Raw genomic sequence first — 22,039 nt, 5'->3', positions numbered from 1 at the left:
CGTCGGCCCGTCAGACGATCGGGTCGTGGACGGTGACGAGCTTGGTGCCGTCCGGGAAGGTGGCCTCGACCTGGACGTCGTGGATCATCTCGGGGATGCCGTCCATGACGTCGTCGCGGGAGAGCACCTCGCGCCCGGAGGCCATGAGCTCGGCGACGGTGCGCCCGTCCCGCGCGCCCTCCAGGATGTGCGCCGTGATGAGGGCGACGGCCTCGGGATGGTTGAGCCTCACCCCGCGGGCCCTGCGCTTCTCCGCCACATCGGCGGCCACATGAATGAGCAGGCGTTCCTGCTCGTGCGGGCTCAGTCGCACTCTTCCACCTCACAGTCGTCCACCGGGCCGGACCCGGTCAGCTGCGGACCCTACCGACCGTCAACACTCTGTTGAACAGCCGAGATGCGGTGGACGGCCGGACATTGCACGTTAGGGCGGAAGTTTTTCCGGCGCGTTAACTCTCGCTTTGCGATTTCATGATCGTCACACCGACGGGGGCGGGGTCGCCGGAGCGCCGGCGTTCATCGACATGAGGCCGCGCAGGCCCTCGCCGAGGACCCCGATCTCGACGTCCCCGAAGAGCGCCTGCTGCGCGATGAAGCCCTGGACGGCGGCGATGAGGGTACGCGCCATGTCCGCCGAGGAGACGTCCGCGGTGAGCATGCCGCTCGCGCGGTAGGCGTCGAAGAGCTCGGCCCAGAGCGCGCGCATCGCGTCGAAACCCTGCGCCAGGGCCTTCGCCAGGGTCTCGTCCCGGAGCGTCTCGGCCCACACCTGGACGATCAGCCGGGCGAAGGCCTGCCGGTCGGCCCCGGTGATCCGCTCCTCCAGGACGATCGTCATCACGCGGGCGACGAGGACGTCGGGGCTCGGCGGCGGGTTCGACGCGCTCGCCTCGACGAAGGCGGCGCGGACGCTCGCGAAGGTCTCCTCCGCGATGGCCTGGATGAGCTCGTCCTTGCTCCGGAAGTAGCGGTAGACCGCACCGGCGGAGAGCCCGGCCTCGGCGAGCACGTCCTGCATGGAGGTGGCGTGGAAGCCGTTGCGGGCGAAGCAGCGGGCGGCGCCGTCGAGGATCTGGCGGCGGCGGGCGTCGAGGTGTTCCTGGGAGACACGGGCCATGCCCCGAACCTAAAACGAATATTCATTCTTGACAACTTCGCCACCCCGGCGGACAGTGGGCTTCAGTAAAACGAACGATCCTTCTCTTTGAATCGACCCCGCCCCACCCCTCCCGACCTGCGAATCGAGGCCGTCATGTCCTCCGCCACCACCCCCGCCGCGGGGCGCACGACCCTCGCGGTGATCCTGCTCGTCCCCGTGCTCGCCGCCCTGTTCCTGTGGACCTTCGCCTGGCCCGCCGCCCGCACCGCCCCTCGCGACCTCCCCGTCGGGATCGCGGGCCCGGCGGCGGCGGCCGACGGACTGGCCCGCGAACTCGGCCGGCACGAGGGGGCCTTCGAGATCCACCGGTACGAGGACGCCGCCGCCGCACGCTCCGCCGTCGAGGCCCGCGAGGTCTACGGCGCGGTGGTCGTCACCCCGGCCGGCCCGGAGCTGCTGACCGCGTCCGCCGGCGGCCCGGTCGTCGCCGGCCTGCTGCGCGAGGCGGTCACGGCCGGCGCCGCCGCCGGGGGCGGGACCGTGCCGGTCACCGACGTCGTCGCCCCGCCCGCGGAGGATCCGCGCGGCGCCGTGCTCGGCGCCGGCCTGCTGCCGCTCGCCGTCGCGGGCGCCGCGACGGGCGCGGCCGCCCTGTTCCTCGGGCTGCGCGGAGCCCGGGCCGCGACGGCCCTCGTCGGAGCCTCCGCGCTCGCGGGGCTCGCCGGCGCGGCGCTCACCCACAGCTGGCTCGGCGCCCTGGCCGGGAACTGGTGGGCGGAGGCCGGAGTGTTCGCCCTCACCGTGCTGGCCATCGGCGCGACCTTCTCGGGCCTCGCCACCCTGCTCGGCAAGCCCGGCCTCGGCCTCGCCGCGGTGCTCACCGTGCTCGCCGGCAACGCCTTCTCCGGGATGAGCGGCGCACCGGAACTCCTGCCGGCCGGCATCGGCCTCCTCGGCCAGTGGCTGCCGCCGGGCGCGGGCGGCCAGGCCCTGCGCTCCGTCGCCTACTTCGACGGCGCCGCGGCGGGCGGTCCCGTACTGGTCCTCTCCCTCTGGGCGGTCGCGGGCCTCGCGGCGGTGGCCCTGGGCGGACGGCGACGCCGGACGGAGGCGGCACCCGCACCGGTTCCGGCTTCCGCTTCTCCTTCCTCTTCCGCTCCCGCCCCGGCGAGCTGACCCGCCGCACCCCGAAGACAGCCGCGTGCCCCCGTCCCGGCGGACGGGGGCACGCGGCTTCCGTGTACAGGGGTCGCGCCGCGAGACGCGGAAGTCACGCCGCGGGGTCAGCCGGCGCCGGGCTCCCGGTGGTGGGCGGCGATGCCGAAGCGGCGCTGTTCACCGGTGGCGGAACCGGAAACGCCCGGACCGGACAGACCGGACAGGGAGGTGACGACCAGCTCCTCGGCCTCCTCCGGCGCCTCGACCTCCAGTTTCTCCAGTCGTTCCAGGTCGGCGGCGGAGACCAGGGCCACGAGCGGCTTCCCGTGGCGGGTCACGACCACGCGCTCGCCGCCGTACACCACGCGGTTGATGAGGTCGGCGAGCTCCGCCCGCGCTTGCGTCACCGGGATCTCGTAGGTCATGCTCCTCATCTTACGGTCTGTACGTCTTGTACATTTTTTACAGAAGGAGGTGATCTCCATGGATGCGTGCCACGTTCTGCCGGAGTTCTCGGAACGGACTCCGTACGGCACCCGGACCCTGGATCCGTACGCCAAGCTCCTGGAGAACCGGATCGTCTTCATCGGCACGACGGTCGACGACACCGCCGCGAGCGACGTGATCGCCCAGCTCCTGTACCTCGACCACGCGGATCCGGGGCGGGACATCGCGCTGTACCTCAACTCCCCCGGCGGCTCGGTCACCGCCATGACCGCGATCCACGACACGATGCGCAGCCTCGCGAGCGACGTGGAGACGACCTGCCTCGGCCAGGCCGGCTCCACGGCGGCGGTCCTCCTCGCCGCGGGCGCGCCCGGCAAGCGCATGATGCTCCCCGGCGCCCGGGTCACCCTGCGCCAGCCGGTGCTCGACGAGCCCCTCACCGGACAGCTCTCCGACCTCGACCTCCAGGCGCGCGAACTGCTGCGCATGCGCGCCGTGATGACGGGGCTCCTCTCCGGGTACACCGGCCGGGACGAGGCGGGGATCTCCGCCGACACCGACCGCCTGACCGTCCTCGACGCGCCGGCCGCGCGCGCATACGGCCTGGTCGACCACATCATCAGCGACCGGCGGGCCGCCTCCGCCGGGCCGGCCCGGTGAGGCCGCGATGGTGCCGGAGCTTCCACCGCTGCCCGCCCTGACGCGCGCCGAGGGACAGTTCATCGACGCGTACCTCGAAGTCGTCGACCTCCTGGGAAAGATCAATCCATCCAGGGGTTCGCATACTTATGGCGCCTTGCGTGCCGCCCAGGCGCTGGTCGGCCGGGTGGACGCGCTGCGCGAGGCCCTGACGCTCATGCATATGCGGGGCGAGAGCGAGGTCCACGCCGAGACATTGGCCTGCGCGCTGCGGGTGTTGGACGGTGAGCGGCGAGCGGCACGCGTCACCGTGCCCGGAGCACGCGCGAGTTGACATTCCGTCGTGTCGTGTCGAGCCCCGGACGGCCGACACGAGACGCAGAAACACTCCCTCGTTCGGCGTAGCCGGAGGATCGACAAATCAAGCGTGCGAGTTGCACAACAGGTGTACGCATTTGGCGGAATGGGGCATTCCGGCGCTGGTACGAGCCTCGTCGCCCAAACCTCGGACGATCACGAAACCCTCCTGTCCACCCGTATGGATCAGTCGTGAGGAGCCTCACATAACGCTGTTTCCGCTCGGATTTCGCCCCACCCGTGGGTCAAGATCCTCGACGACGACAAGCCCCCGCCACCCAGGCGGGGCGGTCCGGGCGGACGCCGAGTCCTGCCGCCGTCCCGGACGTCTGGTCGACAGGATTGGACCGGCAGGAGTGGAGGACCCGAGCAGTACGGGTCGACCGCGCCGAATCCCCGGCGCGGCCGTCCCTTGGGGTGAAGCCGCAGCCGCGGCCGGGCATCTTCGCCTGCCCGAACCCGACAGGTCATCCTTCACAGGCGGCTGACGAAGGGTTGCGCATGACTGCGCAGATGCATGTCCCGTCCCTGCTGTCCCGGGCCGGAGCCGTCTCGGCTCTCACCCTCGCCGCCGTCGGCGGCACGCTCCTCGCCCCGGGAGCGGCCTCAGAGGCCCAGGCGGCCACCTCTCACGCGACGAAGGCACTGGGCGTCGCCGCGTCCAAGAAGGGCGCGCCCTACCGGTACGGCGCGGCGGGTCCCACCCGCTTCGACTGCTCCGGGCTCACGCTCTACGCGTACAAGAAGGCGGGAAAGTCGCTGCCCCGCACCGCGCAGCAGCAGTACAACAAGACCCGGCACATCTCCGCCTCCAGCCGGCAGAAGGGCGACCTGGTCTTCTTCCACTCGGGCGGCAGGGTCTACCACGTGGGGATCTACGCCGGCAGCGGCAAGATCTGGCATTCGCCCAAGACGGGCTCCTGGGTGAAGCTCGACCGGATCTGGTCCTCGAAGGTCTACTACGGTCGCGTGCGCTGACCCTGCGGCGCCTGCGGTCGTGTCCCCGGGTGTGGTGGCGCCGCCGCACCCTCCCGCAGGCGCCGGGAGCCCCTCCCCGCCCCGACCGGGGCCGCTGTGCAATCGCCCTGGCCCTTCCTAGGGTGCGGCGATGACACTTGACCAAGCCCTCGTCGACGCCGCCATCGCGCAACTGGACCGCCGCTGGTCCGCCGACGAGCCCGGCGGAGCCGCCGCCGTCCGCCTCGACGACGGGCGGATCCTGACGAGCGTCGGCTTCGACAACATCCACCCGAGCGTCGCCCTGTGCCAGGAGACCGGCGCGTACTGCCAGGCGTACACCCTCGACCGCGGGGTGACCGCCTCCGTCTGCGTCTTCCGCGACCCCGAGGACGGCCGGTACGTCATCCTGCCGCCGTGCGGGATCTGCCAGGAACGGCTCGCGCTCTGGGGCCCCGACGTCGAGGTCGGCGTCCCCGATCCCGAGGATCCGACCCGCTGGCTCTCCCGCAGGCTCGTCGAGGTCAACCCGTACTACTGGGCGCCCCACTTCGCCGGCGGCGCATGGCCCTCGACCGCGATGCACTCCGGGTGAACGGGGACGGCGGAGGATTCAGCAGGCGGGGACGGCGGCCGCCGCCGCGGCCCACGGCAGTGTGATCCACACGGTCTTGCCGCCCTCCGCAGTCGGCGTGAAGGAGAGCCGCCCGCCCGCTTCCGCCGCGAGGACCCGGATGATCACCATGCCGCGGCCGTTGTCCTGCTGGACGGCGGCCGGGAGCCGTCGCGGGAAACGCGGATGGCTGTCGGTGACACCGACCCGCAGCACCTCCTCGCGATCGAGGCGCAGCTCGACCGTGAAGGTGGGCGACTGCCCAAAGGTGTGCACCACCGCGTTGGTCGCCAGCTCCGACACCATCAGCCGCACCGCGTCCGCCGCGTCCGCGCCGTCGTCCAGACCCCAGCGTCCGAGCACCTCAGCCACGAACCTCCGCGCGGCGGCGACCGAGGCGGGTTCGCTCGGCAGAGTGACGGATGCTTCTTGGTGATCTGCCATGGCGACGTCGTCCCTTTCCCGCCGGGGCCGTCGCCCCGGATCGCGCTCCGCGTCAGACTGTCACCGATCGGACGCCCGGGTGGGTCGTTCTCCCGAGATATGCCCCGTTCTGTCGCCCGAAGCGGTGAACTCTCGCCCCACGACCCGGCCTTGGACACCTGCCCAAGGCACTCCGCGCCGACGCGCTCGGTGCCCAGTGCGCTCGGTGCCAGTGCCCAGCCCCGCGTGCCCAGCCCCGTGGGTTCAGCCCCGCCTGCTCAGCCCCGCGTGCTCAGCCCCGTGGGTTCAGCGCCGTGGGCTCAGCTCGACCCCGGCTCAGCGCGCCCCGGCCGGCGCGGTCCGCACGATCGTCGCGACCGCCCGCTCGACCTCGGCGTCCGTGAGGTCCGCGCGGGCCGTCAGCCGCAGGCGGGAGATCCCGTCCGGCACGGACGGAGGCCGGAAGCACCCCACCGACAGGCCGTGTTCGCGGCAGTCGGCGGCCCACCGCAGCGCCTCCTCGGGACCCGGCGCGCGGACCGACACCACGGCCGCGTCCGGCCGGGCCGAGGTGAACCCGGCCTCGGTGAGCATCCTGTGCAAAGTGACAGCGACCGTGCGCGCCCGCTCGGCGAGGCCCGGGTCGGCGGCGATCAGCCGCAGGCTCGCGAGCGCCGCGCCGGTGGCGGCCGGGGCGAGCCCGGTGTCGAAGATGAAGGTGCGCGCCGCGTTGACGAGGTGCTCGATCACCCGCGCGGGGCCGAGGACCGCACCGCCCTGGCTGCCCAGCGACTTGGAGAGGGTGAGGGTGGCCACCACGTCCTCGTCGCCGGCGAGTCCGGCGCCGTGAAGGGCCCCCCGGCCGCCCGCGCCGAGGACGCCGAACCCGTGCGCGTCGTCGACGACGAGCCCGGCGCCGTGGTCACGGCAGGCGGCGGCGAGCTCCTCCAGCGGGGCCCTGTCCCCGTCGACCGAGAAGACGGAGTCGCTCACGGCGAGCGCCCGCCGCCCCGGATGCGCCTCCAGCGTCTTGCGTACGGCTTCGGGGTCGGCGTGCGGGACCACCGCGGCCTCCGCGCGGGCCAGCCGGCAGCCGTCGACGATCGAGGCGTGGTTGGCGGCGTCGGACACGATCAGCGCGCCCGGCCCGCCGAGCGCGGTGAGCGCGGCGAGGTTGGCGGTGTAACCGGAGGAGAAGACGAGGGCGGCCTCGAAGCCGCAGAACGCGGCCAGTTCGCGTTCGAGCGTGCCGTGCAGCTCGGTCGTGCCGGTGACGAGGCGCGAACCGGTCGCGCCGGCCCCCCAGCGGCGGGCGGCCTCGGCCGCGGCACCGGTGACCCCGGGGTGCCGGGTGAGACCGAGGTAGTCGTTGCTCGCCAGGTCCAGCAGGTCCGACGCGGCCGGGCGCGGGCGCAGGGTCCGGACGAGCCCGGCCTCGGCCCGGCGGCGGGCCTCGGCACCGGTCCAGTCGAAGGCGGTGCGGCGCGCGGGCGGGGTCGGCTGGGCCTGGGACATGCGGCGTTCCTTTTGTAGGCACCTTTTGTAGGCAGCGCACAGACCCTAACGGCAGGAGGCCAAGGTCGGGATGTGGTCATACACACACCTCGATCGGGCCCGTTTGTTCAGATCCTCCTTGGCCGGGGGGTGTGCGGTAGGCAAGGATCAGCCCTTATGGACCTGCTGAACACGCTGGTGGAGAAGGGGCTGCGGCGCGAGTCGCCGACCCGTGAAGAAGCGCTCGCCGTGCTGGCGACCTCCGACGACGAGCTGCTCGATGTGGTGGCGGCCGCCGGAAAGGTGCGCCGTCAGTGGTTCGGGCGGCGGGTGAAGCTGAACTACCTCGTCAACCTGAAGTCCGGCCTGTGCCCGGAGGACTGCTCGTACTGCTCGCAGCGGCTCGGCTCCAAGGCCGACATCCTCAAGTACACGTGGCTGAAGCCGGACGAGGCGTCCGAGGCGGCGGCCGCGGGCATCGCCGGCGGCGCCAAGCGGGTCTGCCTGGTGGCGAGCGGCCGCGGCCCGACCGACCGGGACGTCGACCGGGTCGGCAGGACCATCGAGGCCATCAAGGAGCAGAACGAGGGCGTCGAGGTGTGCGCCTGCCTCGGTCTGCTCTCCGACGGCCAGGCCGAGCGGCTCAAGTCGGCCGGCGCCGACGCGTACAACCACAACCTCAACACCTCCGAGGCGACGTACGCGGGGATCACCAAGACCCATACGTACGCCGACCGGGTGGACACCGTGCAGAAGGCGCACGCGGCGGGCCTGTCGGCCTGCTCGGGCCTGATCGCGGGCATGGGCGAGACCGACGAGGATCTGGTCGACGTGGTGTTCGCGCTGCGCGAGCTGGACTCCGACTCGGTGCCGGTCAACTTCCTGATCCCCTTCGAGGGCACGCCGCTGGCGAAGGAGTGGAACCTCACCCCGCAGCGCTGCCTGCGGATCCTCGCCATGGTCCGGTTCGTCTGCCCCGACGTGGAGGTCCGGATCGCGGGCGGTCGCGAGGTCCACCTGCGGTCGATGCAGCCGCTGGCGCTGAACATCGCCAACTCGATCTTCCTCGGCGATTACCTCACCAGCGAGGGCCAGGCCGGTCAGGCCGACCTCGACATGATCGCGGACGCCGGCTTCGAGGTGGAGGGGGCGGGCACGACCACGCTGCCCGCCCACCGCGCCGACGCCCTCGCGGCGGCGGGCGCCGGCGGCGGCTGCGGTTCGCACGCCGCGGCGAGCGGCTGCGGCTCGGAGGCGGCGGCGGCGGCCGGCTGCGGTTCCCACGCGGACGCGTCGGCCGGTGGCGGCTGCGGTCCCTGCGGCGGCCACGCGGAGGCCCCGGCCGAGGTGCCCGCCGCTTCGGACGCCCGTACCGACCTGGTGGCGGTACGCCGCCGCGGCGCCGGCACGGACCTCGCCCCGAACGCGTAACGGGTGACGATGCTCAACGACGAACTCCTCGCCCTGGACCGGGCGCACGTGTGGCATCCGTACGGCCCCATGCCGGGCCGTGCGGAGCCCCTCGTGGTCGCGTCCGCGTCCGGTGTGCGTCTGCACCTCGCCGAGCCGTCCGAAGGACGGTCGGAACTGATCGACGGCATGTCCTCGTGGTGGTCGGCTGTGCACGGCTACAACCACCCGGTGCTCAACGAGGCGGTGCGCGAGCAACTCGGCCGGATGAGCCACGTCATGTTCGGCGGGCTCACCCACGAGCCGGCGGTCCGTCTCGCGGCCCGGCTGGTCGAGATCACGCCCGAGCCGCTACGGCACGTCTTCCTCAGCGACTCCGGTTCCGTCGCGGTCGAGGTCGCCGCCAAGATGTGCCTCCAGTACTGGCGCTCGCTCGGCCGCCCCGACAAGCGGCGGTTGCTGACCTGGCGCGGCGGCTACCACGGCGACACCTGGCAGCCGATGTCGGTGTGTGATCCCGAGGGCGGGATGCACCAGCTGTGGTCGGGCGTGCTCCAGCGGCAGGTCTTCGTGGACGAGCCGCCGGCCGCGTACGAGGAGTCGTACGCCGAGCTGCTCCGCACCACGATCGCGCGGCACGCGGACGAACTGGCCGCGGTGATCGTGGAGCCGGTGGTGCAGGGCGCGGGCGGCATGCGCTTCCACGACCCGGCCTATCTGCGGGTGCTGCGCGAGGCCTGCGACGCCAACGGCGTGCTCCTCGTCTTCGACGAGATCGCGACCGGCTTCGGCCGCACGGGCACGCTGTTCGCCGCGGACCAGGCCGGCGTCTCGCCCGATGTGATGTGCCTGGGCAAGGCGTTGACGGGCGGTTACCTGTCGATGGCGGCGACGTTGTGCACCGGCACAGTGGCCGACGGCATCTCCCGGGGCGAGGTGCCGGTGCTCGCGCACGGCCCGACGTTCATGGGCAACCCGCTGGCCTCGGCGGTCGCCTGCGCCTCCATCGACCTGCTGCTGTCCCGGGACTGGGCGCGGGAGGTCAAGCGGATCGAGACCGGACTGCGCGACGGCCTCGCCGGCGCCGAGTCCCTGCCGGGCGTCCGTGACGTGCGGGTGCTCGGCGCGATCGGCGTCGTCCAGCTCGACCACGAGGTCGACATGGCGGCCGCGACGCGGGCGGCGGTCCGGGAGGGCGTCTGGCTTCGCCCCTTCCGGGACCTCGTCTACACGATGCCGCCGTACGTGACGGAGGACGCCGACCTGGCCCGGATCTGCGCGGCGGTGCGCGCCGCCGCGACCGCGGGCTGAACCCGCCCGAGCCCGCCCGTCCCCGCGTCGCGGAGACGGGCCCCGGCGGGAAAGACGGACAGAGAGGAACAACATGAGCATCGTCGTCGTCAGCGGGACGGGGACGGAGATCGGCAAGACGGTCGTCACCGCGGCCGTCGCCGCCGCGGCCGTCGCCGCCGGACGTACGGTCGCGGTCCTCAAGCCCGCGCAGACCGGGCTCGCGCCCGACGAGCGGGGCGACGCGGACGAGGTGGTACGCCTCTCGGGCGCGAAGACCTCCGCCGAGCTGGCCCGCTATCCGGAACCGCTCGCCCCGGGCACGGCCGCCCGGCGCGCGGGAATGCCCCGGGTCGGCGCCGAGCGGGTCGCGGAGGCGGCGCGCGCGCTCGCGGCGGAGCACGACCTGGTCCTCGTCGAGGGAGCGGGCGGCCTGCTCGTCCGCTTCGACGACGACGGCGGCACGCTCGCCGACGCGGCGCGGCTGCTCGACGCCCCCGTCCTGGTGGTCGCGCCGGCCGGACTCGGGACGCTGAACTCGACCGCGCTCACGGCGGAGGCCCTGCGGGCGCGCGGCATCGAGCAGCTCGGTGTCGTGGTGGGCAGCTGGCCGGCGGACCCGGACCTCGCCGCGCGGTGCAATCTGGCCGACCTGCCCGAGGCGGCCGGCGCGCCACTGCTCGGCGCGGTGCCGGAGGGTTCCGGCGCGCTGGACCCGGCGGCCTTCCGCGCGGCGGCGGCCGGCTGGCTCGCCCCCGCCCTCGGCGGCACGTGGGACGCGGACGCGTTCAGCCGCGAGGCCGGCGCCTGAGCCCCGGGCACTCCCCGCACTCCGCTTCCGCGCGTCCCCTCCCTCCGTAGAGTGAGGGGATGCGCGCACACGTACAGGAACTCGTCCTCGACTGCGGCGACCCGGCCGCCCTGGTCCGTTTCTGGGCGGGGCTCCTCGGCGGCGAACCCGTCGACCGCGGCCCCGACTGGTCGTACGTGGATCCGCCCGGTTTCGTCCGCGTCGCCTTCCAGCGCGTGCCCGAGGGCAAGACCGTGAAGAACCGCCTGCACCTCGACGTCGAGGTGACCGATCCGGAGGAGGCCGCCGACACGGTGGCCCCGCTCGGCGCGGTCCGCGTCGGCGGTCTCGTCACCGACGCGCAGGGGTCCTTCCAGGTGATGCGGGACCCCGAGGGCAACGAGTTCTGCTTCGTCACGGGGTAGACGGCGACGAGAGCGACCTCGCCGGGGCCGGGGCCGACACGACCTCGCCGGGGCCGGAGCCGGGGCCGGAGCGGATGGCGGCCCCGCCCCATCCTCGCCGGGTCCGATCCCGTCCGGCCCCGTCCGGTCCCGTCCACGCTGCGGAATGTGCTGGCCAGGCCCGTACCCGCGTGGTGGGATCGTGCCGTGATCGACCTGAAGATTCGCGCCGCCGCACCGACCGACGCCGACTCCGTGCTCTCCTTCTGGCGGGAGGCCGCCGAGGGCACCTCCATCTCCGACGACGCCGACGGGGTGAAGCGGCTCCTCGACCGCGACCCCGAGGCACTGATCCTCGCCCTGGACGGCGACCGGATCGTGGGTTCCGTGATCGCCGGCTGGGACGGCTGGCGCGCCTCCCTCTACCGGCTCGCCGTGCTCCCTTCGTACCGCAGGCGCGGCATCTCGAAGACGCTGCTGCAGGCCGCGGAGGAACGGTTCGCCATGCTGGGCGGCCGCCGCGCGGACGCGATGGTCCTGGAGGCGAACGAGCGCGCGCACCAGGCGTGGACCGCGGCGGGCTACGAGCGCCAGGACACCTGGCGCCGCTGGGTGAAGCCCTTCACGGGGTGATCGGCCCACAGTTTTGCCGATCCTTTACCATGGGATCTCCTTCAGAAGACCGAGACGACCGAAAGGTGTGAACGTCCGCCCATGGGCGAGCCTCCCAGTAGCACTGGTTCCTCCCTGCCCCAGAGCACCGGTTGCGATCACGGCGACCGACATCGCGCACTCCGAGCCCCCCAGGCCGATCATGGGACGGAGGTGAACCGATGACCGAAGTGCTTCTGCTCATGGTGGCGCTGCTGCTGTCGCTCGCGTGCGGCGCGTTCGTGGCGGCGGAATTCTCCCTGACCACCGTCGAACGGGGCGAGCTCGAAGCGGCCGTGGAGCGCGGCGAGCGCGGCGCGGCCGGGGCCCTCAAGGCCGTCAAGTCGCTCACGTTCCAGCTCTCCGGCGCACAGCTGGGCATCACCGTGACCAACCTGGTCGTCGGCATGCTCTCCGAGCCCTCCATCGCCGCGCTCATCAAGGGCCCGGTCGAGGCGCTCGGCCTCTCCGCCTCCGTGGCCTCCTCGATCGCCCTGGTCCTCGGCACGGCACTGTCCACCGTGGTCCTCATGGTGGTCGGCGAGCTGGTCCCCAAGAACTGGGCGATCTCCTCGCCCCTCGCGGTGGCCAAGGTCGTGGCAACTCCACAACGCGTGTTCACGGCCGCGTTCAAGCCGCTGATCAGCCACCTCAACAACACCGCCAACCGGATCCTGCGCCGCCTCGGCATGGAACCCGCAGAGGAGCTGGCCTCCGCCCGCTCGCCCCAGGAGCTGGTGGCCCTCGCGCGCCACTCGGCGAAGGAGGGCTCGCTGGAGGCGGACACGGCCGAGTTGTTCGTCCGCACACTGAACCTCGCGGAGCTGACCGCGGAGAACGTGATGACGCCGCGCGTCCAGGTGACCGCCCTGGAGGTGCAGGCCACGGCCGAGGACGTCGCGAACGCCACGCGTGCCACCGGCCTCTCCCGCTTCCCCGTCTACCGGGGCAACCTCGACACGGTCGTGGGCATCGCCCACGTCAAGGACGTCCTGGCCATACCGGCCGACCAGCGGCGCCTGCGCCGCGTCGGCGACATCGCGCGCGAGCCGCTGCTCGTGCCGGAGACGCTGACCGTGGACAAGCTGCTCGACCGGCTGTCCGGCAAGCAGACGATGGCCGTCGTCATCGACGAGTACGGCGGCACCGCCGGCGTCGCGACCCTGGAGGACATCGTCGAGGAGGTCGTCGGCGAGGTGCGCGACGAGCACGACCCGCACGAGACCCCCGACCTGGCCCACGCGGGCGAGGACGAGGACGGCCGCGCGCTGTGGTCGGCCGACGGAGCCGCTCGTACCGACCAGTTGGAACGCATCGGTCTGAGGGTGCCCGACGGACCCTACGAGACGCTCGCCGGCGTCCTCGCGACCGAACTGGGCCGCATCCCGGCGGTCGGCGACACCGTGGAACTGGGCGGCTGGCGCCTCGACGTCGTCGACGCCTCCGGGCGCCGCGCCGCGCGCGTCCTGCTGCACGCACCGCTGCCCCAGGAAGAGGACGAGACCGGGGAGGCCCGCCGATGACCGCGATCCAGCTGCTGATCGGCCTGCTCACGCTGGTCGTGAACGCCTTCTTCGTCGGCGCGGAATTCGCCCTGATCTCGGTCCGGCGCAGCCAGATCGAGCCGCTCGCCGAGTCCGGCGACCGGCGTGCCCGCAGCGTCGTCTGGGGTCTGGAGCACGTCTCCGCGCTGCTCGCGGCGGCGCAGCTCGGCATCACGCTGTGCACCCTGGTGCTCGGCATCGTGGCCGAGCCGGCCATCGCGCACCTGCTGGAGCCGGTCTTCGACGCCGTCGGCGTGCCGCACGGCCTGGTCCACCCGATCTCGTTCGTGATCGCGCTGACCGTGGCCACCTATCTGCACATGCTGCTCGGCGAGATGGTGCCGAAGAACATCGCGCTCGCCGAGCCGGCCAAGACCGCGCTGCTCCTCGGCCCTCCGCTCGTGGCCCTGGCGCGCGCCCTGCGACCGGTGATCTTCACGATCAACGCCTTCGCGAACGCGCTGCTCAAGCTGCTGCGGGTGGAGACCAAGGACGAGGTGTCGGCGACGTTCTCGGACGACGAGCTGGCCCGGATGGTCACCGACGCGAGTGACGCCGGCCTGCTCGACGACCGTGCGACGGAGCGTCTGCACGACGCCCTGGAGCTGGGCCGCCGCCCGGTCAGGGACGTGGTCATGCCGGTGGAGAAGGTCATGTACGCGCAGGTGGGCACCACTCCCGAGGAGCTGGAGGCGCTGTCCGCCGAGTCGGGCTTCTCCCGCTTCCCGGTCGTGGACTCCGATCGCCGGATCCTCGGCTACCTCCACGTGAAGGACGCCCTGGACATCACGCCGCGCGACCTTCCGTTCCCGGTGTCGGCGCTGCGGCCGATCGCCCGTGTGCGGGCCGCGACCCCGATGGACGACGTGCTGACGGCGATGCGCCGCAGCCGCACCCACCTGGCCGCCGTGCTCGACGAGGACGGCAAGCTCGCCGGCCTGGTGACGATGGAGGACGTACTGCGCGAACTGGTGGGCCGCCCCGCGGCACCGTGACGCCGCACGCGGCGGGAAGGGCCCCGGGATCTCGGATCCCGGGGCCCTTCCCGCGTCCGCGGGGAAAACGGCCGGATTCCGACGACGGGTGACGCCCCGCGGGCGGTTGACGCCCGCCGCACCGGACCGGTGACGCCAGCATGATCGCCGTGATCGCCGCAATCCTCGCGATCGCCGTCAGAGCGCGCCGGCCGCGAGCCACTCGTCGAGGAGGTCGCGGTCGCCGGTGAGGGTGAAGCGCGCGTCGTCGGCGTCGTACCGCCGGTGCAGCAGGAGCAGCAGGTCACCCGCGTCCGCCGTCACGGTCGCCGTCGCCGCCGTCGACGCCGCCGCCGTCTCGCCGCCGCTTCTCCGGCTCCAGGTGAAGCCGCCCCCGCCGAGCACCAGCGTCCAGACCGCGCCGCTGTCGCGCGCGGCCAGGCGCAGGACCGCGCCGTCGCGGTCGAGGTGGGCGAGCGGTTCGGCGATCCACGGGACGTACGGGGCGGTGGTGAGGTAGTGGTCGAGCGCGTCGGTGGCCGTGCCCGGGTCGAACGGCCCGGCCGTCCCGCCGAGCGCGATCTCCGCGTCGGCGAGGTGGACGACCGTCTCGGCGAGGACGTGGCGCGGATAGTGCCGCACGTACGGGTCGGCGCCCGGCGACCACACGGGCGCGGCGGGATCGGCCGCGCGCGCCGCGGCGGTGAAGCCCTCGGCGCGGGCGGCGAACCAGCCGGGGTACGAGGACGGGTCGACGGGCGGGTCGAGGGGGAGCTCGCCGGCCCGGACGCGGGTGGCGGGGCGGACGGTCACCAGGTGCTCGGCCCAGCCGTGGAGGGTGCCGAGGTGACGGGTCAGGTCCCCGAGGTTCCAGCCGGGGCAGGTCGGGACGGGCGTGGCCGGATCGGTGCCGCGGACGGTGTCCGCGTACCGCCGCGCCTGCTCGACGACGGCGTCGACGGTCGCGAGGTGGGTGTCGCCCCCGAGGCCGAAGCCCTCCGGGACCGTGAGCAGCCGCCGGCGCCGGGCGCCGGACGGCTCGCGCAGCGCGGCCTCGCGGAAGAGGCGGTCCAGGGCGCGCCGGTCGGCGGTGCCGAGCCCGGCCAGGACGTGACCGGTGTCCTCCAGCCAGGCCACGGCCGCGGCGGGGTCGAGTACGTCCTCGTCGCTGGTCTCGACCGCCGTCACCAGCCCGGCCAGCGCCTCGGCCAGGGCGTTCAGGAGCGCGTCGCTCATCGGGTTTCCCCTCCCGGGTTCTCCACGGCATCCGCGCATACCGCGCGGTATGATCGGCTCCGCCATGGAGATCAATGCCACGTACAACAGTCTCGTCGCCGTCGGGGACAGCTTCACCGAGGGTATGTCGGACCTGAGGTCCGACGGTTCCTACCGGGGGTGGGCGGACGTCCTCGCCGCCCGGCTCGCGGCGCGCGCGCCGGGCTTCCGGTACGCGAATCTCGCCGTGCGCGGGAAGCTCATCGGACAGATCGCCGAGGAACAAGTCCCCCTGGCCGCAGGGATGAAGGCCGATGTGGTGACCCTCGTCGGCGGCCTCAACGACACCCTCCGCCCCAAGGTCGACATGGGCCGCGTGAAGGGTCTCCTGACCGAGGCCGTGGAACACCTCACACCCTCCTGCGGGCAGCTCGTCCTGATGCGCAGCCCCGGCCGGAACGGTCCGGTCATGGAGCGCTTCCGTCCCCGGATGGAGGAGCTCTTCGAGCACATCGACGAGCTGGCCGCCCGGCACGGCGCCCTCGTCGTCGACCTGTACGGCGTGCCCGCCCTGGGCGATCCCCGCCTGTGGGACGTGGACCGGCTGCACCTCACCGCGGACGGCCACCAGCGGGTGGCCGAAGCGGTGTGGCAGGCGCTGGGGCTCGCGCCCGAGCTCGACTGGCGCACCCCGCTGCCGGCCACCGAGCCTCCCGGCTGGCTGACGCGGCGCGCCGCGGACGCCCGGTTCGCGCGGGAGCACCTCGGCCCGTGGATCGGCCGCCGGCTGACCGGCCGCTCGTCCGGTGACGGCCGCCCGCCGAAGCGGCCCGACCTGCTGCCGTACGAGACGCGGTCCGAGGTCTGAGCGGATCGAGGGCCGCGGGCGCGGACCTGCGGCGCGTGAGCTGCGTCTCGTAGCAAGCTCCAGCCTGGACCACGGCGCTGGCCTGCAGAAATCACCAGTAAACTCTGGACGCGTGACTGCTGCGACTGTGAAGCCCCGTATCCCCAACGTCCTGGCCGGCCGCTACGCCTCCGCGGAGCTCGCCGTCCTCTGGTCCCCCGAGCAGAAGGTGAAGCTGGAGCGCCAGCTGTGGCTCGCCGTGCTGCGTGCCCAGAAGGACCTCGGGATCGAGGTTCCGGACGCGGCGATCGCCGACTACGAGCGCGTCCTCGACCAGGTCGACCTCGGCTCCATCGCCGAGCGCGAGAAGGTCACCCGGCACGACGTGAAGGCGCGCATCGAGGAGTTCAACGCCCTCGCCGGCCATGAGCACGTGCACAAGGGCATGACCTCCCGTGACCTCACGGAGAACGTCGAGCAGCTCCAGATCCGCCTCTCGCTCGAGCTGGTCCGGGACCGTACGGTCGCCGTCCTGGCCCGCCTGGGCAAGCTGTCCGCCGAGTACGGCGAGCTGGTCATGGCTGGGCGCTCGCACAATGTCGCCGCGCAGGCCACCACGCTCGGCAAGCGCTTCGCGACCACCGCGGACGAGCTGCTCGTGGCGTACGCCCGCCTGGAGGAGCTGCTGGGCCGCTACCCGCTGCGCGGCATCAAGGGCCCGGTCGGCACCGCCCAGGACATGCTCGACCTGCTCGGCGGCGACGCCGGCAAGCTCGCCGAGCTGGAGCAGCGGATCGCCGGTCACCTCGGCTTCGCGCACGCCTTCACGTCCGTCGGCCAGGTCTACCCGCGCTCGCTCGACTACGACGTCGTCACCACGCTGGTGCAGCTCGCCGCCGGGCCGTCGTCGATCGCCAAGACGATCCGCCTGATGGCCGGGCACGAGCTGGTCACGGAGGGCTTCAAGCCCGGCCAGGTCGGCTCCTCCGCGATGCCGCACAAGATGAACACCCGCTCCTGCGAGCGCGTCAACGGCCTCATGGTCATCCTGCGCGGTTACGCCTCGATGACCGGCGAGCTGGCCGGCGACCAGTGGAACGAGGGCGACGTCTCCTGCTCCGTGGTCCGCCGCGTGGCCCTGCCGGACGCGTTCTTCGCGCTCGACGGCCTGCTGGAGACCTTCCTCACCGTGCTCGACGAGTTCGGCGCCTTCCCGGCCGTCGTCGCCCGCGAGCTCGACCGCTACCTCCCGTTCCTCGCCACCACGAAGGTCCTCATGGCCTCGGTCCGTGCCGGCGTGGGCCGCGAGCTCGCCCACGAGGCGATCAAGGAGAACGCGGTGGCCTCCGCCCTCGCCATGCGCGAGCAGGGCGTCGAGCGCAACGAGCTGCTCGACAAGCTCGCCGCCGACGACCGCATCCCGCTGGACCGCGCCCAGCTCGACGAGCTGATGGCGGACAAGCTCTCCTTCACCGGTGCCGCCGCCGACCAGGTCGCGACCGTGGTGTCCCGGATCGAGGAGCTCGCCAAGCAGCACCCCGAGGCCGCCGCGTACACCCCCGGGGCGATCCTCTGACCCGGATGCGCCGGTTCACCCGTGAGGAACTGGAGGCCGCCCGCGACCGCGTCGTCCCCGACGTGGCCGAGGGCGGCCTCGCCGTCCTCTTCTGCGGCATCAACCCGGGGCTGATGACCGCCGCCACCGGCCACCACTTCGCCCGGCCGGGCAACCGCTTCTGGCCAGTGCTCCACCTCTCCGGCTTCACCCCGCGCCTGCTCCGCCCCGACGAGCAGGACGAACTGCTCGCGTACGGCCTCGGCATCACCAACGTCGCCGCCCGGCCGACCGCGCGCGCCGACGAGCTGAGCCGTGAGGAGTACGTCGAGGGCGGCCGCGTCCTCACCGAGAAGGTCCTGCGGCTGAAGCCCCGCTGGCTCGCGGTCGTCGGCGTCACCGCGTACCGCACCGCGTTCGGCGAACCGAAGGCGGCGATCGGCCCGCAGGAGCGGACCATCGGCACGACGCGGATCTGGGCGCTGCCCAACCCGAGCGGACTCAACGCGCACTGGACGGCGCAGACGATGGCGGAGGAGTACGCCCGCCTCCGTCGGGCCGCCGGCCTGCCGCCCGCGGCGACGACGGGTACGACGGGTACGACGAGCCCTCCGGTCCCGCCGCCCACGGACTGACCGCCGACGCCAGATCGTTCGGCCCCGGCGCCGGCCGGACCCCGGCGCGGACACGGGCCGGAGGCTGGGCGGGGGCGGGGCAGGGGCGGGGCGGGGGCGGCCCTCGCCGCTTCCGGAACCATTGAGTACCATCCGCCTGAGACGGGCACGAGCTGGGAGGACACACGGTGGGGCGGCTGACCGGCGGGGATCCGTCTCTACTGCGGCGGATCAATTCCGCGGTGGTACTCCATGCGCTGCGGGGCTCCGACGCGCGCACGCTGACGGATCTGACCCGGATCACCGGCCTGTCCCGGCCGACCGTCGAGGGTGTCGTCGAGGGACTCATCGAAGGCGGCCTCGTCGTGGAGGTCGCGCCCGAGGAGGGCGAGGCCCGGCGCCAGGGCCGCCCGGCCCGGAGGTTCCGCTTCCGCGCCGAGGCCGGTCATCTGCTCGGCATCGAGATCGGCCCGCACCGCGTCGCCGCCCTCCTGTCCGGCCTGGACGGCCGGATCATCGGCGCCGGCGCGCGCGAGGTGGCGGAGACCGCGACCGAGGACGAGCGTCTGGACAAGGTGCGCATGGTCGTCGCCGACGTGCTGCGCCGCGCAGGCGTGCCCCGGTCGAACCTGCGGGCGGTCGGTGTGGGCACCCCCGGCATCGTGGAGGCCGACGGCACGGTACGGCTCGGCACCGCGCTGCCCGGCTGGACGGGGCTGGCGCTCGGCGAGCGGCTGCGCCGTTCCTTCCGCTGTCCGGTGATCGTGGAGAACGACGCCAACGCGGCGGCCGTCGCCGAGCACTGGAAGGGCGCCGCGACCGACTCGGACGACATCGTCTTCGTCCTCGCCGGGCTGAGCCCGGGCGCGGGCTCGATGATCGGCGGCCGTCTGCACCGCGGTTACGGCGGCGCGGCGGGCGAGATCGGCGCCCTGCACCTCCTGGGGCGCGGGGTGACGCCGGAGCACCTGCTGTCGACGACCGACGAACCGCTGCACCCGCTGGACGAGCAGGCGGTGGCGGAGGTCTTCGCGCTGGCGAAGAAGGGTGACGCACGGGCCGAGGCCGCCGTGGAGCGTTTCATCCAGCGGCTGGTGCACGACGTCGGGGCGCTCGTTCTCGCGCTCGATCCGGAGCTGGTGGTCGTCGGCGGCTGGGCGGCCGGTCTGGACGGCGTGCTACAGCCGCTCCGCGAGGAACTGGCGCGCTTCTGCCTCCGCCCGCCGCGGGTGGTGCTGTCGCTGCTCGGCGAGGCCGCCGTCGGAACGGGTGCGCTCCGGCTCGCCCTCGACCACGTCGAGGAGCAGCTGTTCGCGGTCGAGGGCAGCGTGACGGCCCGGCGCTAGTGTCCTGAGTCTTAAGTTCCCGTAGGGTTGGATGTATGACTCGTCCGGGACCGAAGCTTGCGCCGCTGGATCTGACCGATGCCGAGCGATCGGTGTTGGAGGGTTGGGTGCGGCGGCGTAAGTCGGCGCAGGACATGGCGATGCGGGCGCGTGTGATCCTGGCCTGTGACGACGTCGGGGAGGACGGTTTTCCTGTCTCGACGCGCGTGGTGATGGAGCGGGTCGGGGTGTCTCGCGACACCGTCTCGAAGTGGCGCCGACGGTTTTTGGTGGACCGTTTGGACGGGCTGTCGGACGAGCCGCGTCCGGGCCGGCCCCGGACGGTGATGGACGGGCAGGTCGCCGATCTGATCGCCCGGACGTTGGAGTCGGCTCCGGAGAACGCCACGCACTGGTCGACCCGTTCGATGGCGAAGAAGACCGGCCTGTCGCAGTCCACCGTTTCCCGGGTCTGGCGGGCGTTCGGGTTGCAGCCGCACCGCTCGGAGACGTTCAAGCTCTCCACGGACCCGTTCTTCGTCGACAAGGTCCACGACGTGGTCGGGCTTTATCTCGATCCTCCGGAGCGCGCGCTCGTGCTGTGCGTGGACGAGAAGTCCCAGATCCAGGCGCTGGACCGTTCGCAGCCAGTGCTGCCGATGATGCCCGGGGTGCCCGAGCGGGCCAGTCACGACTACGTCCGCGCCGGCACCACGCTGTTCGCCGCGTTCGACGCGGCCACCGGCAAGGTGATCGGCTCCCTCCACCGTCGGCACCGGGCCGAAGAGTTCAGGAAGTTCCTGAACAAGCTCGACAAACAGGTCCCTGCCGGACTGCAGGTCCACTTGATCTGCGACAACTACGCGACCCACAAGACCGCGGCGGTCAAGAAGTGGCTGCTGGCCCATCCCAGGTTCCACATGCACTTCACCCCCACAAGCTCGTCCTGGCTGAACCTGGTCGAGCGGTGGTTCGCGGAGCTGACGAACAAGCGGATACGGCGAGGTGTCCACAAGTCGGTCCAGGCACTGGAGAAGGACATCCGCACCTGGATCGACTCATGGAACGACAACCCCAAGCCGTTCGTCTGGACCAAGACCGCCGACCAGATCCTCGAATCACTGGCCTCATACTGCCGACGAATTACAGACTCAGCACACTAGACCGGAGCGACCGTCCGTCCGGAGCACCGCTACTGAGCAGCACCGCCACTGAAGCGCCACCACCGAATGGACGCCCCCGCACATAGACACGGCAAACGTGACGCCCCGGCCTCGAAAGGCCGGGGCGTCACGTTGAGCGGGGCGTCGCGTTGAGCACGGAGCGCCGGCCCGCGAGGGCCGGACCACGCGGATCGGTCAGGAGGCCATCGCCAGGTCGGCGGTGTCGCCGAAGGTGAGACGGCAGGTGTCGGCGCGGTACGTCGCGACGGAGACGGCCGCGGTACGGCCTCCGGAGAGGTAGCGGGTCGTCACGACCAGCACCGGCGAGCCGGGCAGTCGGTCCAGCTCCTTGGCGTCGTCGGCGCGCGCGGAACCCAGCTCCACCGAGCGGTCCTGGCCGTCGAGGGCCAGGTGCTGGAGCTCGCGCAGCACCGCGCGGGCGCCGGCGGAACCGGTGGGATCATCGGCGGCGGTGAGCCCGGCGACCGAGGCGGTGGGCACGTAGAGGAGCTCTGCGGCGACAGCCTGCCCCTGGCTCATGCGCACCCGGCGGACGATGTGCACGTCCTCGCCGGCCGGGCTCTCCAGCAGTCGCGTGACGGCGACGGGCGCCGCGCCGAGGACCGAGTCCTGGGCCTGCCAGGCGTCGTCACCGACGCCGGGCCACGCCTGCTGCGTGGTCGAGACGTCGACGCCGACGCGCGGGGGCGCGACCGTGGTGCCGACACCGCGCCGCCGCTGGAGGCGTCCTTCGAGCTCGAGCTGCTCCAGAGCCTGGCGGAGCGTGGCCCGGGCGACGCCGAAGCGGGCCGCGAGCTCGCGCTCGTTCGGCAGGATCTCGCCGACCGCGAAGTCGGAGTCGAGAGCCTCGCCGATCACCGTCTTGAGGTGCTGGTACTTCGGTTCCTGGACCGTTTCCAGCTGCGTGGTCCCCACCCTGTCCTCCGCAATTCGCCGTGTCCCGCGGCGTTTCCGCGCCCTTGTTTATTAAAGGTTCCTGCACTAACTCTGCGACCATAGGGCGCGCCACCCCCTTGGTCAAGACCAATCCTCCGCCGAACGTCCGGAAA

General features: G+C 72.7%; 24 protein-coding genes and 1 riboswitch. Of the genes, 17 read left to right on the top strand and 7 right to left on the bottom strand.

Going from position 1 to position 22,039, the window contains the following annotated elements:
- Positions 1-10: 10 nt before the first annotated feature.
- Together ACF1ED_RS31095 and ACF1ED_RS31090 are read right to left on the bottom strand one after the other, a co-directional pair.
- Positions 11-313: an urease subunit gamma gene (locus ACF1ED_RS31095; protein WP_391766115.1), complete on the bottom strand. Its 303-nt coding sequence runs from the start codon at positions 311-313 to the stop codon at positions 11-13.
- Between the two features lie 165 nt (positions 314-478).
- Positions 479-1,117 carry a TetR/AcrR family transcriptional regulator gene (locus ACF1ED_RS31090; protein WP_391766113.1) on the bottom strand — a complete coding sequence of 213 codons (639 nt, stop codon included), beginning with the start codon at positions 1,115-1,117 and terminating at the stop codon, positions 479-481.
- Between the two features lie 135 nt (positions 1,118-1,252).
- Between ACF1ED_RS31090 and ACF1ED_RS31085 the strand changes: the two genes are divergently transcribed.
- Entirely contained in the window at positions 1,253-2,275 is a 1,023-nt protein-coding gene (locus ACF1ED_RS31085) for an ABC transporter permease (protein WP_391766111.1), read from the top strand.
- A gap of 107 nt (positions 2,276-2,382) precedes the next feature.
- On the opposite strand, the gene ACF1ED_RS31080 is transcribed toward ACF1ED_RS31085, so the two are convergent.
- Positions 2,383-2,682, bottom strand: coding sequence for a type II toxin-antitoxin system Phd/YefM family antitoxin (locus tag ACF1ED_RS31080; RefSeq protein ID WP_391766109.1), 300 nt, complete (start codon positions 2,680-2,682; stop codon positions 2,383-2,385).
- 58 nt (positions 2,683-2,740) lie between these two features.
- Here ACF1ED_RS31080 and ACF1ED_RS31075 point away from each other — a divergent pair, with 58 nt between their 5' ends.
- The 4 genes from ACF1ED_RS31075 (at position 2,741) to ACF1ED_RS31060 (ending at position 5,252) form a co-directional block, all read left to right on the top strand.
- Complete coding sequence (locus ACF1ED_RS31075; RefSeq protein ID WP_391766107.1) at positions 2,741-3,364, top strand: ATP-dependent Clp protease proteolytic subunit; 624 nt, start codon at positions 2,741-2,743, stop codon at positions 3,362-3,364.
- Positions 3,365-3,371: 7 nt separating this feature from the next.
- Complete coding sequence (locus ACF1ED_RS31070; protein WP_391766105.1) at positions 3,372-3,677, top strand: hypothetical protein; 306 nt, start codon at positions 3,372-3,374, stop codon at positions 3,675-3,677.
- Between the two features lie 399 nt (positions 3,678-4,076).
- A riboswitch (cyclic di-AMP (ydaO/yuaA leader) is annotated at positions 4,077-4,198 on the top strand.
- A gap of 3 nt (positions 4,199-4,201) precedes the next feature.
- Positions 4,202-4,678, top strand: coding sequence for a C40 family peptidase (locus ACF1ED_RS31065; RefSeq protein WP_391766103.1), 477 nt, complete (start codon positions 4,202-4,204; stop codon positions 4,676-4,678).
- Between the two features lie 130 nt (positions 4,679-4,808).
- Positions 4,809-5,252, top strand: coding sequence for a cytidine deaminase (locus tag ACF1ED_RS31060; protein ID WP_391766101.1), 444 nt, complete (start codon positions 4,809-4,811; stop codon positions 5,250-5,252).
- 18 nt (positions 5,253-5,270) lie between these two features.
- On the opposite strand, the gene ACF1ED_RS31055 is transcribed toward ACF1ED_RS31060, so the two are convergent.
- Together ACF1ED_RS31055 and ACF1ED_RS31050 are read right to left on the bottom strand one after the other, a co-directional pair.
- Positions 5,271-5,714: an ATP-binding protein gene (locus tag ACF1ED_RS31055; protein ID WP_391766099.1), complete on the bottom strand. Its 444-nt coding sequence runs from the start codon at positions 5,712-5,714 to the stop codon at positions 5,271-5,273.
- A 315-nt stretch (positions 5,715-6,029) separates the two neighbouring features.
- A complete protein-coding gene (locus tag ACF1ED_RS31050) occupies positions 6,030-7,208 on the bottom strand; it encodes an 8-amino-7-oxononanoate synthase (protein WP_391766097.1) in 1,179 nt (392 codons plus the stop codon).
- A gap of 156 nt (positions 7,209-7,364) precedes the next feature.
- Here ACF1ED_RS31050 and bioB point away from each other — a divergent pair, with 156 nt between their 5' ends.
- The 7 genes from bioB (at position 7,365) to ACF1ED_RS31015 (ending at position 14,271) form a co-directional block, all read left to right on the top strand.
- Positions 7,365-8,618 (top strand): biotin synthase BioB, encoded by a 1,254-nt coding sequence (bioB, locus tag ACF1ED_RS31045; protein ID WP_391766095.1) that lies wholly within the window; start codon positions 7,365-7,367, stop codon positions 8,616-8,618.
- Positions 8,619-8,627: 9 nt separating this feature from the next.
- Complete coding sequence (locus ACF1ED_RS31040) at positions 8,628-9,908, top strand: adenosylmethionine--8-amino-7-oxononanoate transaminase (protein ID WP_391766235.1); 1,281 nt, start codon at positions 8,628-8,630, stop codon at positions 9,906-9,908.
- A gap of 73 nt (positions 9,909-9,981) precedes the next feature.
- A complete protein-coding gene (bioD, locus tag ACF1ED_RS31035; protein WP_391766093.1) occupies positions 9,982-10,698 on the top strand; it encodes a dethiobiotin synthase in 717 nt (238 codons plus the stop codon).
- Between the two features lie 59 nt (positions 10,699-10,757).
- Positions 10,758-11,102, top strand: coding sequence for a VOC family protein (locus tag ACF1ED_RS31030; RefSeq protein ID WP_391766092.1), 345 nt, complete (start codon positions 10,758-10,760; stop codon positions 11,100-11,102).
- Positions 11,103-11,288: 186 nt separating this feature from the next.
- Positions 11,289-11,714, top strand: a complete 426-nt coding sequence (locus tag ACF1ED_RS31025) for a GNAT family N-acetyltransferase (protein ID WP_391766090.1) — start codon at positions 11,289-11,291, stop codon at positions 11,712-11,714.
- Between the two features lie 200 nt (positions 11,715-11,914).
- Positions 11,915-13,255 (top strand): hemolysin family protein, encoded by a 1,341-nt coding sequence (locus ACF1ED_RS31020; protein WP_391766088.1) that lies wholly within the window; start codon positions 11,915-11,917, stop codon positions 13,253-13,255.
- On the top strand, positions 13,252-14,271 hold the full coding sequence (locus tag ACF1ED_RS31015; RefSeq protein WP_391766086.1) for a hemolysin family protein: 1,020 nt from the start codon (positions 13,252-13,254) through the stop codon (positions 14,269-14,271). Before ACF1ED_RS31020 ends, ACF1ED_RS31015 begins: the two co-directional genes overlap by 4 nt.
- A gap of 177 nt (positions 14,272-14,448) precedes the next feature.
- Here the strand turns inward: ACF1ED_RS31015 and ACF1ED_RS31010 are convergent, their stop codons facing one another.
- Positions 14,449-15,486, bottom strand: coding sequence for a maleylpyruvate isomerase N-terminal domain-containing protein (locus ACF1ED_RS31010; protein ID WP_391766084.1), 1,038 nt, complete (start codon positions 15,484-15,486; stop codon positions 14,449-14,451).
- Positions 15,487-15,550: 64 nt separating this feature from the next.
- On the opposite strand from ACF1ED_RS31010, the gene ACF1ED_RS31005 reads away from it, so the two are divergent.
- From ACF1ED_RS31005 to ACF1ED_RS30985, 5 genes are all read left to right on the top strand, one after another.
- Positions 15,551-16,333 carry an SGNH/GDSL hydrolase family protein gene (locus ACF1ED_RS31005; protein ID WP_391766082.1) on the top strand — a complete coding sequence of 261 codons (783 nt, stop codon included), beginning with the start codon at positions 15,551-15,553 and terminating at the stop codon, positions 16,331-16,333.
- 112 nt (positions 16,334-16,445) lie between these two features.
- A complete protein-coding gene (gene purB / locus ACF1ED_RS31000) occupies positions 16,446-17,888 on the top strand; it encodes an adenylosuccinate lyase (protein WP_351851780.1) in 1,443 nt (480 codons plus the stop codon).
- A gap of 5 nt (positions 17,889-17,893) precedes the next feature.
- Complete coding sequence (gene mug / locus ACF1ED_RS30995; protein WP_391766080.1) at positions 17,894-18,502, top strand: G/U mismatch-specific DNA glycosylase; 609 nt, start codon at positions 17,894-17,896, stop codon at positions 18,500-18,502.
- 167 nt (positions 18,503-18,669) lie between these two features.
- Positions 18,670-19,827 (top strand): ROK family transcriptional regulator, encoded by a 1,158-nt coding sequence (locus tag ACF1ED_RS30990; RefSeq protein ID WP_391766078.1) that lies wholly within the window; start codon positions 18,670-18,672, stop codon positions 19,825-19,827.
- A gap of 35 nt (positions 19,828-19,862) precedes the next feature.
- Positions 19,863-20,969, top strand: coding sequence for an IS630 family transposase (locus tag ACF1ED_RS30985; protein WP_391766076.1), 1,107 nt, complete (start codon positions 19,863-19,865; stop codon positions 20,967-20,969).
- A gap of 195 nt (positions 20,970-21,164) precedes the next feature.
- On the opposite strand, the gene ACF1ED_RS30980 is transcribed toward ACF1ED_RS30985, so the two are convergent.
- Entirely contained in the window at positions 21,165-21,905 is a 741-nt protein-coding gene (locus tag ACF1ED_RS30980) for a GntR family transcriptional regulator (protein ID WP_391766074.1), read from the bottom strand.
- Positions 21,906-22,039: the final 134 nt, after the last annotated feature.

This window comes from Streptomyces sp. NPDC014656, from assembly GCF_043084305.1.
GTDB lineage: Bacteria > Actinomycetota > Actinomycetes > Streptomycetales > Streptomycetaceae > Streptomyces.
The sequence above is the reverse complement of the archived record's forward strand: the minus strand, read 5'-3'. Positions and strand labels throughout refer to the sequence as shown.

What these genes read in the sequence shown, in the direction of transcription:
- ACF1ED_RS31010 (WP_391766084.1), bottom strand. Translation starts at nt 15,486, where the DNA reads ATGAGCGACGCGCTCCTGAACGCCCTGGCCGAGGCGCTGGCCGGGCTG.
- bioB (WP_391766095.1), top strand. Translation starts at nt 7,365, where the DNA reads ATGGACCTGCTGAACACGCTGGTGGAGAAGGGGCTGCGGCGCGAGTCG.
- ACF1ED_RS31090 (WP_391766113.1), bottom strand. Translation starts at nt 1,117, where the DNA reads ATGGCCCGTGTCTCCCAGGAACACCTCGACGCCCGCCGCCGCCAGATC.
- ACF1ED_RS31080 (WP_391766109.1), bottom strand. Translation starts at nt 2,682, where the DNA reads ATGACCTACGAGATCCCGGTGACGCAAGCGCGGGCGGAGCTCGCCGAC.
- ACF1ED_RS31020 (WP_391766088.1), top strand. Translation starts at nt 11,915, where the DNA reads ATGACCGAAGTGCTTCTGCTCATGGTGGCGCTGCTGCTGTCGCTCGCG.
- mug (WP_391766080.1), top strand. Translation starts at nt 17,894, where the DNA reads ATGCGCCGGTTCACCCGTGAGGAACTGGAGGCCGCCCGCGACCGCGTC.
- ACF1ED_RS31065 (WP_391766103.1), top strand. Translation starts at nt 4,202, where the DNA reads ATGACTGCGCAGATGCATGTCCCGTCCCTGCTGTCCCGGGCCGGAGCC.
- ACF1ED_RS31040 (WP_391766235.1), top strand. Translation starts at nt 8,628, where the DNA reads ATGCTCAACGACGAACTCCTCGCCCTGGACCGGGCGCACGTGTGGCAT.
- ACF1ED_RS31085 (WP_391766111.1), top strand. Translation starts at nt 1,253, where the DNA reads ATGTCCTCCGCCACCACCCCCGCCGCGGGGCGCACGACCCTCGCGGTG.
- bioD (WP_391766093.1), top strand. Translation starts at nt 9,982, where the DNA reads ATGAGCATCGTCGTCGTCAGCGGGACGGGGACGGAGATCGGCAAGACG.
- ACF1ED_RS31050 (WP_391766097.1), bottom strand. Translation starts at nt 7,208, where the DNA reads ATGTCCCAGGCCCAGCCGACCCCGCCCGCGCGCCGCACCGCCTTCGAC.
- ACF1ED_RS30985 (WP_391766076.1), top strand. Translation starts at nt 19,863, where the DNA reads ATGACTCGTCCGGGACCGAAGCTTGCGCCGCTGGATCTGACCGATGCC.
- ACF1ED_RS31070 (WP_391766105.1), top strand. Translation starts at nt 3,372, where the DNA reads ATGGTGCCGGAGCTTCCACCGCTGCCCGCCCTGACGCGCGCCGAGGGA.
- ACF1ED_RS31060 (WP_391766101.1), top strand. Translation starts at nt 4,809, where the DNA reads ATGACACTTGACCAAGCCCTCGTCGACGCCGCCATCGCGCAACTGGAC.
- ACF1ED_RS31005 (WP_391766082.1), top strand. Translation starts at nt 15,551, where the DNA reads ATGGAGATCAATGCCACGTACAACAGTCTCGTCGCCGTCGGGGACAGC.
- ACF1ED_RS31055 (WP_391766099.1), bottom strand. Translation starts at nt 5,714, where the DNA reads ATGGCAGATCACCAAGAAGCATCCGTCACTCTGCCGAGCGAACCCGCC.
- ACF1ED_RS31015 (WP_391766086.1), top strand. Translation starts at nt 13,252, where the DNA reads ATGACCGCGATCCAGCTGCTGATCGGCCTGCTCACGCTGGTCGTGAAC.
- ACF1ED_RS31030 (WP_391766092.1), top strand. Translation starts at nt 10,758, where the DNA reads ATGCGCGCACACGTACAGGAACTCGTCCTCGACTGCGGCGACCCGGCC.
- ACF1ED_RS31075 (WP_391766107.1), top strand. Translation starts at nt 2,741, where the DNA reads ATGGATGCGTGCCACGTTCTGCCGGAGTTCTCGGAACGGACTCCGTAC.